The organism is Mesorhizobium sp. M0060 (assembly GCF_040323155.1).
Taxonomy (GTDB): Bacteria; Pseudomonadota; Alphaproteobacteria; order Rhizobiales; family Rhizobiaceae; genus Mesorhizobium.
The window spans coordinates 100,776-114,733 of record NZ_JAMYUP010000020.1; the positions used below are offsets into that span (position 1 = coordinate 100,776).

General features: G+C 62.0%; 12 protein-coding genes. 4 read left to right on the top strand and 8 right to left on the bottom strand.

Annotated elements, in window-relative coordinates; translation table 11 throughout:
- Positions 1-32 precede the first annotated feature (32 nt).
- The gene (locus NKJ94_RS20285) at positions 33-1,007 is read left to right on the top strand and encodes an AraC family transcriptional regulator (protein WP_352527291.1); all 975 of its coding nucleotides are present in this window, start codon (positions 33-35) and stop codon (positions 1,005-1,007) included.
- Positions 1,008-1,037: 30 nt separating this feature from the next.
- Here NKJ94_RS20285 and NKJ94_RS20290 read toward each other — a convergent pair whose 3' ends face one another.
- Together NKJ94_RS20290 and NKJ94_RS20295 are read right to left on the bottom strand one after the other, a co-directional pair.
- Positions 1,038-1,994 (bottom strand): phosphotransferase, encoded by a 957-nt coding sequence (locus tag NKJ94_RS20290; RefSeq protein WP_352527292.1) that lies wholly within the window; start codon positions 1,992-1,994, stop codon positions 1,038-1,040.
- Positions 1,994-2,920, bottom strand: a complete 927-nt coding sequence (locus tag NKJ94_RS20295) for a phosphotransferase (RefSeq protein ID WP_352527293.1) — start codon at positions 2,918-2,920, stop codon at positions 1,994-1,996. Before NKJ94_RS20295 ends, NKJ94_RS20290 begins: the two co-directional genes overlap by 1 nt.
- 239 nt (positions 2,921-3,159) lie before the next feature.
- Here NKJ94_RS20295 and NKJ94_RS20300 point away from each other — a divergent pair, with 239 nt between their 5' ends.
- A complete protein-coding gene (locus NKJ94_RS20300) occupies positions 3,160-4,560 on the top strand; it encodes an amidase (RefSeq protein WP_352527294.1) in 1,401 nt (466 codons plus the stop codon).
- 62 nt (positions 4,561-4,622) lie between these two features.
- A complete protein-coding gene (locus NKJ94_RS20305; protein WP_352527295.1) occupies positions 4,623-5,852 on the top strand; it encodes an allantoate amidohydrolase in 1,230 nt (409 codons plus the stop codon).
- A gap of 66 nt (positions 5,853-5,918) precedes the next feature.
- On the opposite strand, the gene NKJ94_RS20310 is transcribed toward NKJ94_RS20305, so the two are convergent.
- From NKJ94_RS20310 to NKJ94_RS20325, 4 genes are all read right to left on the bottom strand, one after another.
- The gene (locus NKJ94_RS20310; RefSeq protein ID WP_352527296.1) at positions 5,919-7,739 is read right to left on the bottom strand and encodes an ABC transporter ATP-binding protein; all 1,821 of its coding nucleotides are present in this window, start codon (positions 7,737-7,739) and stop codon (positions 5,919-5,921) included.
- Position 7,740: 1 nt separating this feature from the next.
- Entirely contained in the window at positions 7,741-8,604 is an 864-nt protein-coding gene (locus NKJ94_RS20315) for an ABC transporter permease (RefSeq protein ID WP_352527309.1), read from the bottom strand.
- Positions 8,605-8,654: 50 nt separating this feature from the next.
- Complete coding sequence (locus NKJ94_RS20320; protein WP_352527297.1) at positions 8,655-9,635, bottom strand: ABC transporter permease; 981 nt, start codon at positions 9,633-9,635, stop codon at positions 8,655-8,657.
- Between the two features lie 72 nt (positions 9,636-9,707).
- Entirely contained in the window at positions 9,708-11,270 is a 1,563-nt protein-coding gene (locus NKJ94_RS20325; protein ID WP_352527298.1) for an ABC transporter substrate-binding protein, read from the bottom strand.
- A 341-nt stretch (positions 11,271-11,611) separates the two neighbouring features.
- On the opposite strand from NKJ94_RS20325, the gene NKJ94_RS20330 reads away from it, so the two are divergent.
- On the top strand, positions 11,612-12,421 hold the full coding sequence (locus tag NKJ94_RS20330; protein ID WP_352527299.1) for an HAD-IIA family hydrolase: 810 nt from the start codon (positions 11,612-11,614) through the stop codon (positions 12,419-12,421).
- A gap of 636 nt (positions 12,422-13,057) precedes the next feature.
- Here NKJ94_RS20330 and NKJ94_RS20335 read toward each other — a convergent pair.
- Positions 13,058-13,738 carry an SDR family NAD(P)-dependent oxidoreductase gene (locus NKJ94_RS20335; RefSeq protein WP_352527300.1) on the bottom strand — a complete coding sequence of 227 codons (681 nt, stop codon included), beginning with the start codon at positions 13,736-13,738 and terminating at the stop codon, positions 13,058-13,060.
- Between the two features lie 10 nt (positions 13,739-13,748).
- Positions 13,749-13,958 (bottom strand): hypothetical protein (locus NKJ94_RS20340; protein ID WP_352527301.1); only part of this gene is annotated, 210 nt, incomplete at its 5' end.

A 13,958-nucleotide genomic window follows, 5' to 3' on the forward strand; every position in this document is an offset into this window, starting at 1 on the left:
GTCAACAGGGAGGTTGAGGACAGGAACCAAGCATGATGCACAATCCGGGTATTCGCACCAGACTGGTAACACAACGGCAGATCCAGATTGGCCGCCTTTTCGTTGATCTGGCAGTTGCCGAACGCCAGCTCGTCTGCAGCCGGGAACGCGTGGCCGGTGTGCGTGACCAGTCCTATATGCTGGTCGTACCCTTGAGCGAACGTCTCCACTATAGCCAGGCCGGGCGTTCAGGCACGATCGATGCCGGCGAGTACATTCTTCTGAGCCAGATGGAGTTTTATGAGATTTCCTCGGACACCGAGGCACTCCTGCTGATGGTTCGGATTCCGGCAGTGGAGCTGAGAGGGCGCCTTGCCTCGGTCGACGATCACATAGGCTGCCGCTTTGACGCCAACCGGCAGATGACGCTCTTGCTGGTCGACCTGCTGCGCAGAGTGGTGGACCTGTTCGCCGATTGCCCTCCGCCCAATCCGGAGGCATTGGCCACCGAGATCCTCGGTTTTATTGCTCTTGCCATTGGCGCAGAGGATCGTGGTTCGACCCTTGACGTGCGCAACGCCCGCTACCGCCTGCGCCGCCGCATCTTCGATTTCATCGAGACCAATCTCGGTAACCAGGATCTTTCGCCGCGAAAGATCGCCGCCAGCAGCCGGATATCCCTCAGCTATCTCTACAGCCTGTTCAACGACGACGACACGACGGTTGGTCAATTTATGCAGGTCAAGCGTCTTCAGCGCGCTTACGAGTTGCTGGTCGCCGATCCGAAGGGACACCTCACGGTCTCCGAGATCGCCTACCGGGTCGGTTTCAAGAACGTCTCCCATTTCTCCCGCACCTTCAGCCGGCATTTCGGCATGGCTCCACGCGAAGCGCATCAACTCGCTCGGCCGCTCGTTTCGGGGTCGTCCATTCCTCTTTCCGGGGGAGAAGCCGACAGGGCGGGTGCCGGTGCTTTCACATCCGGCGCCTGGAATGCCGCGCAAGAGGCGCTGCACGAAGCCATTTAACGGGTTCGCCAGCGGAACGGCTGCGCTTGCTCAAATGGCGCGCAGCCAGGCCTCCCAACGCGGGTCGTACATGACATCGCGTGCGCGCATGTACTTCCAGACGCCGTATTTCTGGTAGTCGAAATCCCAGGTCTTGAGCTTGCGATTCACCACCGCCCAGGACGCCCATTTAACGTCGGCCAATGCGCGGTTGAGCATGACGCGGGCGACAATATCGGGCTTGGTCGAGCCATAATATTGCTCGACCAGCTCAAGGATGAGTTTTTCGTCGTAGAACATTTCCGCGAACAGGACGCCGAGTTCATAGGCGCGCTCATTGTTGGACGCGAACTCGTAGTCGATCAGCTTCATCGGCAGCTGGCCTGCGCTGTCGAGGCCGATCAGGAAATTGCCGGGCATGGGGTCGTTGAAGCAGGGAACGAGGTCCAGGCCGGACGCCATGAATGCGGATCTGGCTTGCTCATAGCGGTGTTCGATCCACGGCATGGCAGGCGGAAAATGCGAGCCGAGTTGGCGGCCATGGTCGATGTGCTCGTCGATCATGTCGAAGATGGTTTTGGTCAGCGACAGCGCCGGGCCGGCATGAACACGGCGATAGATATCGAGAACCGCGCTCTGGATCGCGGCACTGGAGAAATCCGCATTGGTGCAGGCCCGATATCCCTGAAGGAATTCGCTGATCTCGACGCCGTCGCCGGGGTCGAAGAACACGACCTGGGGGCCTACGCCAATGGAATGCGCGTTGCGTGCAGCTTGGTTGGCGACCACGCGATCGACGAACATTTCCGAACCCGCGCCCGGCACCTTGACGAAATAGCTTCGGCTGTCTCCGGCGACCTCGACGACCCAATTCTGGTTCATAAGGCCACCGACGAGCGCGGCGTAGCTGATATCGCGGCCTCGCCATTGTGGCACCCGACCAACCGCGTGCTCCAGTGCATGTTCGTGGTCGTTGCTGGCTTGACCAAGGGCCTTCCTGATCGACATCAGACCCTCCGCAGCGCCTGGCCGAAGCGCGGCTCTCGCAGCGCCATTCGGCAACGCAGGAATCGCCAGCTGGCGAATTTGTAGAATTCATGCGTATCGCGCGACGACTTCGCCGCAACCAGCGCCCCGATCAGGCCCCAACGCAAATCATCGGCGATACCGTAGAGCCACGCCCGGTTGAAGGCTCTTTCGTCGAAGCCGCCGGTCATGCGGGAAAAGGCGTCGCGCGCTTCGGGCATCTCGTCGAAGGCCTCGACAAGAAAACTGCCGAGATCTTCCAGCGGATCGGCATTGGCCGCCCGGTCCCAGTCGACCAGCCGTACCTCGCCGGCATCGCTGATCAGCACGTTGGAAATGTTGCCGTCACCATGGACCGGCACTGCTTTTGCTGCGAGCGGCCGCATGGCTTCGGCGGCGAGTTGCAGTTCCGCCAGCAGCCAGTCCGCTTCCGACGGAAGTACGGCGTTCGCCGCGATCGCGTCGGCATGAAAACGCTCGATCTCGTCGAATACGCTGGCTGTGCGCGGCAATGGTGGGCCATCCTGGAAACGCTGTCGAGCGGCGAGGATCTTGTCGACGATGGCGGTATCGAGCAACTGGTCGAGCGTGCCGACGCGCCAGCCCTTGTCGAGATCCTCCATCACCAGCATGCCGGAGGCAATATCGGCCTTGAGCACCCTCGGTCCGATGCCGAGATCGGAAGCCCGCTGTGCTGCCTCGAAGGCGCAGGCGACATCGATATAGAAGAGCGCATCGGGGTCCATCAGTTTGACGAACAGGGTCTCGCCGCTCGCCGTGTCGCTGACACGCCAGGGCGAGCCATCGACACCGCGCCAGCTCGGCGAGGCGAGGACGGGCAGGGCGGGTTCGGCCACGACGGCGCGCTCTTGCCAACCGGGCAGCGAGCGGATGCTCGCCTGAACCAAAGTTTGCTCCTCGTCGAATCTGCTCATACTGCCTTGGCTCGTCTGCTTTGCGGACATGGGGAAGCGCGGCTGCAAACCGTTCTTCCCAGTGTAGTTTCGCTGGGAATGGCGCAAAGGGGTATGTCTCATGCTCCATCATTTCTTGTCCGGCAGATCGACGCCCTACCGCAACACAGCCAAGCTTCGTAATCCAGACACTGTCGGCGCTGGCATTTCGCCTCACCCACAGGGAATTGCATATGTCCATCGAAAGTCTGGTCGCCATGAGCGTCGGTGCGCTGGTGAATGCCTATGCGACGGGCGAACTGTCGCCGGTCGAGGTCACCAGAACCGTCGTCGATCATTCGCAGGCGACCAACAAGGCGGTGAATGCCCTGTTCTGTTTCCGGCCGGAGCAGGCGCTCGCCGCCGCGCAAGCCTCCGAGGCGCGCTACCGGGCCGGCACACAAGCCGGCCCTCTCGATGGTGTTCCGGTAACCGTGAAGGACAGCGTCGCCATTGCCGGCTGGCCCTACAGGCACGGCATCGGCGCCAACCGCGACTTGCCGCCGTCTGACTATACGTCGCCGCCGGCGCTGGCGCTTATGGAAAGCGGCGCGCCGATCTTCGCCAAGACCACCATGCCCGATTGCGGACTGATGGCTTCCGGCATCAGCTCGCTGCACGGCGTCACCCGCAATCCGTGGGGCCTGGCCTGGAACACCGGCGGTTCCTCGAGCGGCGCCGGCGCCTCGGTCGCGGCCGGCATGGGCTTTCTGTCGGTTGGTACCGACATCGCCGGTTCGGTGAGATTGCCATCGTCCCAATGCGGTCTCGCATCGCTGAAGCCGACCCATGGCCGAGTGCCGCACCTGCCTGCCGATACCATGCGCATGGCGGGTCCGATGGGACGGCGCGTCGAGGACATTGCCCGCATGCTGAGCGTGCTCGCGCGTCCCGACGAGCGCGATACCTGGAGCTTTCCCGGCGATGGCGCCCTGTATCACAATCACCTCGAGCGCGACCTCAGGGGTGTCAGGATCGGCGTCCTGACCGACATGGGCTTCGGGCTCAGGCCGGAACCCGCCGTGCGCGAGGCAGTGGAGGCTGCCGGCCGGCTGTTGGCGGGCGCAGGCGCCAATGTCGAACCGTTTGTGTCGCCGCTCGACCATGACGCCTATGCACCGATCGATCTTTTCCTCCAGGTGCGCGGTTTCGTCGAATATTGCGGCCTGCCACTGCACGGCGACGACGACATCGATCCCTATATCCGCGCGTGGGCATTGGCCGGCAGCAGCCATTCCGGCGCCGATCTCTACCGCGCCCTGGGCGAGATCGCAAAGATGAAGTCGGCGCTGCTCGCGGCATTCGAGGGTTGGGACTATGTCATCGCGCCGACCTTGCCGGTGGTGAATTTTCCGGCCGAGGAGCCGGGCGTTTCGCGCGAGATGCCGCTCGCCCATACGCACTTCACCGCCATGTTCAATCAGACCGGTCAACCCGCCTCTACCATCTGCACCGCCTTCGATGAACGGCACCTGCCGATCGGCATTCAAGTGATTGGCCACCGCTTTGACGATCTCGGCGTGCTGCAGATCAGCAAGGCTCTGGAAGACTTGCGCGAAATTGTCATGGACTGGCCGCTGACGCCGCGGGCGTGAGGTTTCGCTCGAAATCGACCCATCTGAGACGCACCTTTTCGTCAGGCAAGCGCGAGTAATCGATGTCACAGGAACTTCACGATCTCATCGCCGCCTTTGCCCGCCATGGCGACAGCGGCGATGGCGGCGTCAAACGCCTGGCGGCGTCGTTGGAGGACCGTGCCGCACGCGATCTGCTGGCGACGGAAATCCCGCGTCGAGGGCTCACACTCCACGTCGATGCAATCGGCAATATGTTCGGCGCGGCAGCGCTGGCGCCGGCGGCGCCAGAGGCGGTCATCGTCGGTTCTCACCTCGACAGTCAGCCCACGGGCGGACTCTATGACGGCGCCTATGGCGTGCTGGCGGGCCTGCTGGCGGTCGAAGCGGTGGCCGCGCGCGCAACGCACAGGCCGGGCGCGGCGCGGCGCAATCTGGTTCTTGCCAACTGGACCAACGAGGAGGGCGCCCGCTTCCAGCCGAGCCTGACCGGCAGTTCCGTCTATGCCGGCACCTTCCCGCTCGCCACTGCCCTCGGCCTCGCCGATGCCGATGGTACGACCCTGGGCGATGCGCTTGCCGCTATGGGCTATCGCGGCGAGAGGGACCTGCCCTTCGAGCCGGTGAGTTACCTGGAGCTGCATGTCGAGCAAGGCATGAAGCTCGACGAGACGGGCACGGACATCGGTGTCGTCACCGGCGCCTGGGCCGCACGCAAACTCTCGCTTGTCTTTCGCGGCGAGCCGTCTCACACCGGCCCAACGCCGATGGGGCGGCGGCGCGACGCACTGCGGGCGGCGGCGCGCGCAATCGATCTTCTCTACGACGAGGTCGAAGCGAGCCGCACCGGCGCCCATGCTTCCGCCGCGCGCATCACGGTTTCTCCCAATTCGCCAAATGTGGTGCCGTCCTGCGTACAGGTCTGGTTCGAGTTCCGGCATGAGGAAGAGGCGGTGGCAATCGCCCTGGGCGACCGTTTTCTGACAAGAACAAAGGCGGCCCTGGTGCCTCTCGGCGGCTCTGTCGAAATCGCCGTGGACGAACGGCGTGGCGCGGCCATGCTCGACGCGGACGGTGTTGCGCTGGCGCTCGCCGTGGCACGCGATCTCGGTCTTTCGGCGCTGGCGATGAAGACGGTCGCCGGCCATGACGCGCTCGCCCTACAGAAGCGGGTTCCCGCTTCGCTGATCTTCGTGCCGAGCCGAGGGGGGGTGAGCCACAGTCCGAAAGAGTTCACCGACGAGATTGCGCTCGACAAGGGGCTCGACGTGCTGACCGAGACGCTCTGGCGAATGGTCACCGCGGCCGGCTGAACATTAATTTTTGTTTTTATGCATGTCGTTATCCCAAAACCGCTGCGCACTTTTGGGCGACAAGCATTAGGCCGCCACGGTGCGGCCGTCTTCGATCTTGTCGAGCAGATGACACGCCGCGAACCTGCCGGCTGTGTGTTCGCGTAGGCGAGGCGTCTCCACCCGGCAGCGGCCAAAGACCTTCGGGCAGCGCGAAGCGAAACTGCAGCCGGGCGGAATGTCGATCGGGCTCGGCGGTTCGCCCTCGAGGAGGTAGTCGTTGGAATCGAACGGCTTCTCCTCCAGCGTTGGAGCAGCCGACAGCAGCGCCTTGGTGTAAGGATGCTGCGGGTCGAAGAAAAGCTCGTGGTTGTCCGCGATCTCCACCATCTCTCCGAGGTACATAACCGCTATCCGGGTGCAGACCTTCCTCACCATGGCCAGGTCGTGGGAAATGAAGACATAGGTGAGGTCGTTCTTATCCTGCAGGGTGGAGAACAGCTCGATCAGCTTGGCCTGCTCGCCCTGGTCGAGAGCCGACAAGGTCTCGTCCAGAATGAGAAGTTTCGGCGACAGGATCAGGGCGCGGGCGATCGAAATGCGCTGGCGTTCGCCGGTCGAAAGCGCGTTTGGCAGTTCATCATAAAGGCGTGCCGGCAGGCCCACTTCCTGTATGGCGGCCATCACGCGCTCGCGAAGCCCCTTGCCACCCCGGATGCGCAGGCTTTCCTCGATCATGCGGCCTACGGTCGTGCGCGGTGGCAAGGCGTTGTAGGGATCTTGCAGGATAAGCTGGAATTCGCCGCGCTTCTCGATGAGCTGCTGCGGGGTGAGCGTACGCAGCGAGACGCCGCCGAGAACGATCTCGCCATGGTCGGGTTCTTCCAGCCAGGCCAGCAGGCGGGTCAGTGTTGACTTGCCGCAACCGGATTCGCCGACAATGCCAAAATTCTCGCGCGGCATGATATCGAAACTGACGCCTCTGACCGCCAGGATGTTGCGGTAGGTGTTGAAGGTACCGCGCTTGCGTGCCCGGTAGGTACGGTGCGCATCCTGGATACGCATCAATGGCTCGTCCGTGGTGTTGCGCCGCGACATCGGCCGCTCGCTGGTCGACCAGATCCGCGGTACGCTCGCGATCGCGCGGCTCGTATAATCGCTGCGCGGTGCGCGGATGAGTTCGGCGAAGGCCTGCTCTTCGACAAGCCGGCCACGGTGCAGCACGGCAGTGCGCCCGCCGAACTGGCCGAGTGTCGCCAGCGAAGACGACAGATAGATCGTCGCCATCTTGTGACGCAGGCACAGGTCGTGCAGCAGCGCCACGATCTGGGCGGCAATCGTGACATCGAGCGGCTGCGTGACGTTGTCGGCGATCAGCACGGCCGGTTCGGCGCAGATGGCGTCGACGATCATCGCGCGCTGCATCATACCGCCTGAGAATTTGGACGGGTATTCCCAGTAGCGCTCCTTCGGCGAAGGAATACGGACTTCGGTGAGGAGCTGGATGACGCGATCGTGGCAATCCCTTGTCGTCCATTCGGGACGCACGCTGCGCAGCTTCTCGGCGATCTGAACGCCGACCGGTTGGGTCGGGTCGAGCGAACTCTGCGGCTTGGAGCCGATATAGGCGACGTCCCGGCCGATGCGCCATGTCGTTTTGGCCGAGCGGTCCAAAATGTCGCGACCGGCAAAGAAGACCGAGCCGCCGCGATAGGCAAGGCCCTCGGGCAACCAATGGGCGAGAGCGCGGCTGAGCACGGTCTTGCCGGCGCCGCTCTCGCCGTAGATGCCGAAAATCTCGGAGGAATGCAGTTTGAAACTCACGCCGTCGAGGACGTTCGCCGCGCCTGTCGGGGGACCAACAGTCAGGTCGCGCGCTTCCAGGATGAGCGATATGTCCACCGTCATGTCAGGCGCCTCCGTAAATCCTGTTACGGGCCTTTTCCAGCGTGGAGCCCATCAGATTGATGGCTGTCAGCGCCACCGCCAGGAAGACGCCGGGGCTCGTGGCGATCCACCAGGCGTTGATGAGATATTTGCGGCTGTCGGAAATGATCGAGCCGAAGCTCGGTGTCGGCGGCTGGATGCCGAGACCGAGAAAGCCCAGGATCGCCTCGAAGATCATCATGCGGGCGACGTCGAGCACGGCGACGAAGGCGATCGGCGGCAGGATGTTGGGCGCGGCATAGAGCAAGAGGATGCGCCAGTCCGTGGCACCAAGAACGCGCAAACCGCGCACATATTCCTTGCCGCGCTCGGTGATCGCCGCGCTGCGGGCGACGCGGGCGTATAGCGGCCAGCCCGACAGGGCCAGGACGATGATGATCGTAGGCACCGTCGGCCTCGAAACGCCGAGGATCGTGATGGCGAGGATGATCATTGGAACAGAGAGCTGGGCGTCGGTGATGCGCATGATGATCATCTCCCACCATTTGCCCTTGAAGCCGGCGAGCAGCCCGAGGCCGCAGCCGATCAGGAACACAAGCACCACCGTGACGATGCCGATCAGCAGTGAATAGCGCAGGCCGATGAGGCATCGCATCAGCATGTCGCGGCCGAGCTGGTCAGTGCCGAGCGGATGAATCCAGCTCCATTTCTCGCCCAGGAACAACGGCGGCAAGAACTTGTCCTTGACAACCATTTTGGTGGCGCTGATCGAGGAGAGCTCGGGATAGATTATCGAAACCAGCAACAGTGTGACGAAGACGAAGAAACCGACGCGGAAACTTCGCGTGCCCCAGGCTGCGGCAAGGATACGACGATTAACGGACATGGTCCGGGTGGGCTCAGGGACGGCGACATCGGTGGAGATCACGGTCACGCTCAGATCTCCACACGCGGATCGATCAGGTAGGCCACCAGGTCGACGAGAATGTTGATGAAGACGAAGACCGCACTTGTGGTGATGGCGATGCCCTGGATGACCGGGAAATCACGACCCAGCACCGAGACGACGGTGAGATTGCCGAGCCCCGGGTAGTCGAAAATGTACTCAATCACGAGGACGCCACCGATCAGCGTGGAGAGCTGGATGCCGAGCAGGTTGATCAGCGGAACGGCGGCATTGCGCAGCGCGTGCGAATAGATGATGCGCCGCCGCGACAGGCCGCGTACGCGCGCCTCGTCGATGAATGGCGCCTGCATCACCTCGCCGAGCGAGGTGGTGAGCGTGCGAATGATGAAGGGCGAGATCTCCACTGCCAGAACGAAGGCCGGCAGCAACACGTAGCTGAAACCCTTGTAGCCAAGTGCTGGAAGCAGATTGAGCTTCACCGACAGGAACAGGATCAGGATGATCGCCAGCCAGAAGTTCGGAATGGAAACGAACAGCGACTGCACGCCGAAGGCGAGGGTGTTCTGCCAGCCATGCTGGTGCAGGCCGCCGGCAAGGCCGATCGGGAAGGACATGATCAGCGCAAACAGCAGCGCCATGCCGCCGAGCTGGAGCGTGAGCGGCAGTCGCTCGACGATGAGATCGGCGACGGGCGCCATCTCCGACTTGGTCGGGTCGACATATTGACCGCCGGCCGCGACGCCGCCGCTAACCGGCCTGATGTAGGACTGGCCGAGGTCGCCATGCGCGAGACCCGCCATATAGTGGGCGTATTGCACGATGATCGGATCGCGCAAGCCCATCTTGTTGGCCACCTCCTCGACAACATTGTCGGGTGCCATGCCGCCGACGATGAGGCGTACGGGATCTCCGGGCACGACCCGCAGCAGCGTGAAGATGATCAGCGAGGTGAGGACGACGATGAGGATGCCCTGGGCGATCCGCTTGGCCAGAAATTCGAGGATCAACACGGGGCGACCATCCTGTTGGCGTGCCGAAAATGGAGGCCGGCGCCGTTGGCACCGGCCCCGGTCCGCCGCGGCTCAGGCAAGGGTCGCCTTGCTCATGTCCTGCATACCGTTCGGATAGATGTAGAGACCATCGAGTTTCTTGTTGTAGGCGTGAATGAAGACGGAGGTGAACAAGGCATAGGCCGGCACCTTGCGAGCGATGGTGGGAAGCGTCTCCTGCTGCAGGATCGTCTTGCGCTCTTCGATCGAGGTGGCGTTGCGCTCCTTGTCCAGTACCGCATCGATTTCCGGATCCACGATGCCGGTGATGCGCTTGGACGAGGAGTGGAAGTGTGTTCGGATCACGAGGTCCGGCTCCGGCGAACCGGTGCACCAGCCGCAATCGATCATGTGACCTTCGCCGCCGCCGGGCTTGTCGTAGAGGAGGTTGCCCCAGGCGGCCACTTCGAGCGTCTGCAGGTTCACCTTGAAGCCCTGTTCCTGCAGCATGCCGGTGATCAGCTCGGCATATTCCTTGGTCTTCGGATAGAAACCGACCGACGTATAGTAGGTCAGTTCCGGCAAACCTTCGCCATTGGGGAATCCGGCCTCGGCCAGCAGTGACTGCGCCTTTTCAGGGTCGAATTCCGGGTAGTCCGGCACCTCGACATAGCCGAACTTGACCGGCGAGATATGGGCCTTGGAAAACGTGCCCGATACGCCGAGCACTTCGAGCACCTGCGACCGGTCGATGGAGTGGCAGGCTGCAAGGCGGACGCGCGGATCGTCGAACGGCTTCTTGGAGCAGCGGAAGAACAGATACTTGTTTTCCACTGACACCGCCTTGTGAACGGCGAAGCGGTCGTCCTTGGCGATGGTGTCGACCTGTTCCTGTTCAAGACGTTCGATGATGTCGGCTTCTCCGTTGAGCAGCGAAAGCGTGCGCGTCGTGGTGTCGCCGACGAAATGATATTCGAGGCCGGGGATCTTCGGCGCGCCGAGGAAGAAGTCGGCGTTGGCGGCTAGAATGGTCGTGTCGCCCTTCTGGTCGACATATTTGAAAGGGCCGGTGCCATTCATCCGCGCCGAGAGTTGGGCTTTGTTGGCGATGTCCTTGGCCGCCATGATCGGCAGGAAGGACGACAGATAGTAGTACAGGGCGGCCGGATAGCCATGTTCCTTGGTGTTGATGCGGCAGGTCAGGTCATCGACGATGTCGACGGTGACCGGGCCTGGATACCATTGCGCCGGGCGGTCTGGCTGCGAGCCATACTCATAGGTTGCCTTGACGTCGGCGGAGGTGAACGGCGTGCCGTCATGAAACTTGATGCCCGAACGCAATTTGACCTCAAGCGTGTTGGTGTCCAAGGGCGTAAGGGATTCGGCGAGTTCGAACACCAGCTCGCCGGGGTTCTCCGGCTTCATTGGGGCGCGGGTCAGATAGCCGAAGACGAATCCTTCGACGATGAGCTGTCCGAGATTGGTGTGGGTGGTCGGATCCCAGTTGCCGGTCAGGGCTTCCGCACCGAGGAAACGCAAATTGCGCTCCTCGGCCGCGAAGGCTGAACTTCTCAGGAAATCCGGATTCACGCGGCCGAAACCGAAGGCGCCGGCTCCGGTCAGCGCCCCAAGCATGATATCTCTGCGATTGATCATTTGTTGTTCCCCTGAACGTGCGTGAATTTTCTTTTTGAACGCGGCAGGGATCCGATCGTGTGGATTACCTGGTTGCCGGTTCATTCCACCACTTTCCGGGTGGGATCGGAAAACTCTAGACCAGATGCAGTTCCGGCCTGATACCTGCCGCTCCACGATTCCGTTGCTGACGCTTTTCGCTGCACGCTTCTTGGGCAGGCAAGACGACATTGCTCGGATGCGGACTCCACGCTCAGCACAGGAATTCCGGATCGCTGGCGATGGTCCATCCGCGTGCTCTTCACTTATGTTGGCGTCGCAGAAACCGTCGGGCCCTGCAGTTGAAGGTCCTGGATATTGGCGTGCCCGCCGACCGACTGAACGCCCATATGATGCTGCCACGCTCCATGCCAAAGGACACGACCATAAGCGGCATCATTTCCGACCTCGATGGGGTCGTCTATCGCGGTGACAATCCCATTGCTGACGCAGTGCAGGCATTTCGGGCCTGGCACAGCAACGGCGTGCCCTATGTTTTCGTGACCAACAGTACGACCAAATCCTCGGCCGAGTTCGCCACGAAGCTCTGTCGCATGGGCGTGCCGGTTACGGAGGGTCAGGTCTTCGGCGCCATCGCGGCGACGGTGAGCCTGATGCGCCGGCGCTGGCCGAGCGGCGCAACCGTGTTCGCGATCGGCGAAAGGCCGCTCTTCGAGGCGTTGGAGGTTGGTGGCTTCCGGCGCGCCGGCGAGGATGCCGAGATCGTCGTCCTCAGTTTTGACTATGCACTGACCTATGCGAAACTGCGGACTGCCGTGCGCGCAGCGCTTGGCGGGGCAGCGGTGGTCGTCACCAATCCCGATATACTCACACCGGCGGAAGATGGCTATGAGCCCTGCGTCGGCACGCTGATGGCCGCGATGACGGCTGCTGTGCCGGGATGCGCCCCGATCGTGGTCGGCAAGCCGGAGCCATTCATGATCGAAGAGGCGCTTGCCCTCATCGGCACGCCGAGGTCGCAGACCATCATGATTGGCGACCAGGTCGCTACCGACATCCTCGCCGGCCAGCGCGCGGGGCTGCGCTCGGTGCTGGTCACGACAGGCGTGCCTGCCCAATCCGTGCCAGGCGTCGCGCCGGATCGCGTGGTCGCGAGCCTCCTCGACATCTAGTCAAGATTGCCCAGGGAAAAACCGGTTGGTTGCAGCTTCCTTGGTTGCGGTTCCCAGCTATCTACTTAGCAGAGAGGTCGGCCGAAGTGCTCGCAGATGACGTGCGCGCCTGTCCTTCAATTTGACTGACTTGCCCGCTCTTCCGCTTCCTTCCTGGTTCAGTTTGGACGGCATGTTTGTTGGCGCAGGGCACATACGATGGCGGGAGCTTACGAAAAGATATGGGAAGACTTCTGGTTTTGGCCCGCGAAAAGGACAATAAAATCATTATTCCTGGCACATCCTCCGCCCACCAAAGTACTATTTATCAATGACTTATAGGGCGGCTCGCCACGAGGTCCACCATTGGTTCGTCAATTAGCGGTTTGCATGCGACCAGCCGAATGACGCGGTCCATCCCCTGCATGGCCAAACGCGTCTGCGATGTCTCGTGGGAATAGAGTCTGGCGTGTCGATATCGTCATCGCCAAGGACATCCATCAGCTGCCTCCGCTTCGGCCAATACACGCCGAGCGACTTTCTGAAGCGTCGGGCACTTCGTCAATCCGGCGAGAGCACACCAGTGCGTAGTTATTATGGAGCGAAACAACCGAATGAGTTATCCGGACAGGCTGGTCAGGGCCGCGATCACTAACTCTATCGATAGCCGCCGGAGACGGGAATGTTCGCGCCGGTCGCATAGCTCGCCTTCCGACTTAAGAGGAACGACACGACATCCGCGATCTCGGATGCATCCGCTGCTCGACGAAGCGGAATGCCCTGCAACGACGCCAGATAGTCCGGTTCGCCGAGCAGCGCCCTGGCCATAGGACCTTCAACGGTTCCCGGGCACACCGAATTGACACGTATCCCCCGAGGCCCAAGATCGTCCGCGAGATGGCGCACGAGCCCGCTCAGAGCCCATTTGCTCACGCTATAGTGAGGCCCGCCAACAGGACTGTGGTCGAATGCGGCAGTCGACGACACAATGACAATGCTGGCGTTCTCGGCAAGCCGCTCCAGCGAGGCATGGATGATCGTGTATATGCTGTTTAGATTCATATCCAGCATGTGTCGCCACGCGACAGGAGGCACCCGATCAACTGGCCCCGGCTCCAGCATGCCATGGGCGAACACCAACCCGTCGAGGCTGGGGGTGATCGACCCAATCGCCTGGCCAAGATCGTCGTCACTGGCAAAGTTGGCCACGAGATCGATCATCGGCCCCGGCTGATGTCCAAGGGTGATCACTTCGGCCCCTGAGCCGCTAAGCTCCGCATGCACGGCGGTGCCGATGGTGCCGTCGGCGCCGGTAAGCAGGATGCGTGGTCTGTCCATCTTGGTTTCCTCAGAGGAGATCGTTCTTCGCCAGTCGTTCACCGACCATTACCAGCCGCAGATGCTTAGGCGCGCCAAGGATCCGGATATCCCTGAGAGGGTCGCCGTCGATTATGAGTAAGCGCGAATTTCCCCGCACCTTTTGCTGTTGAGTGCTCTGATGCACAAGGTGTCCACCGAAATAGGTGGACACCAAGTGATCGAAGAAGATGAGCAGAAA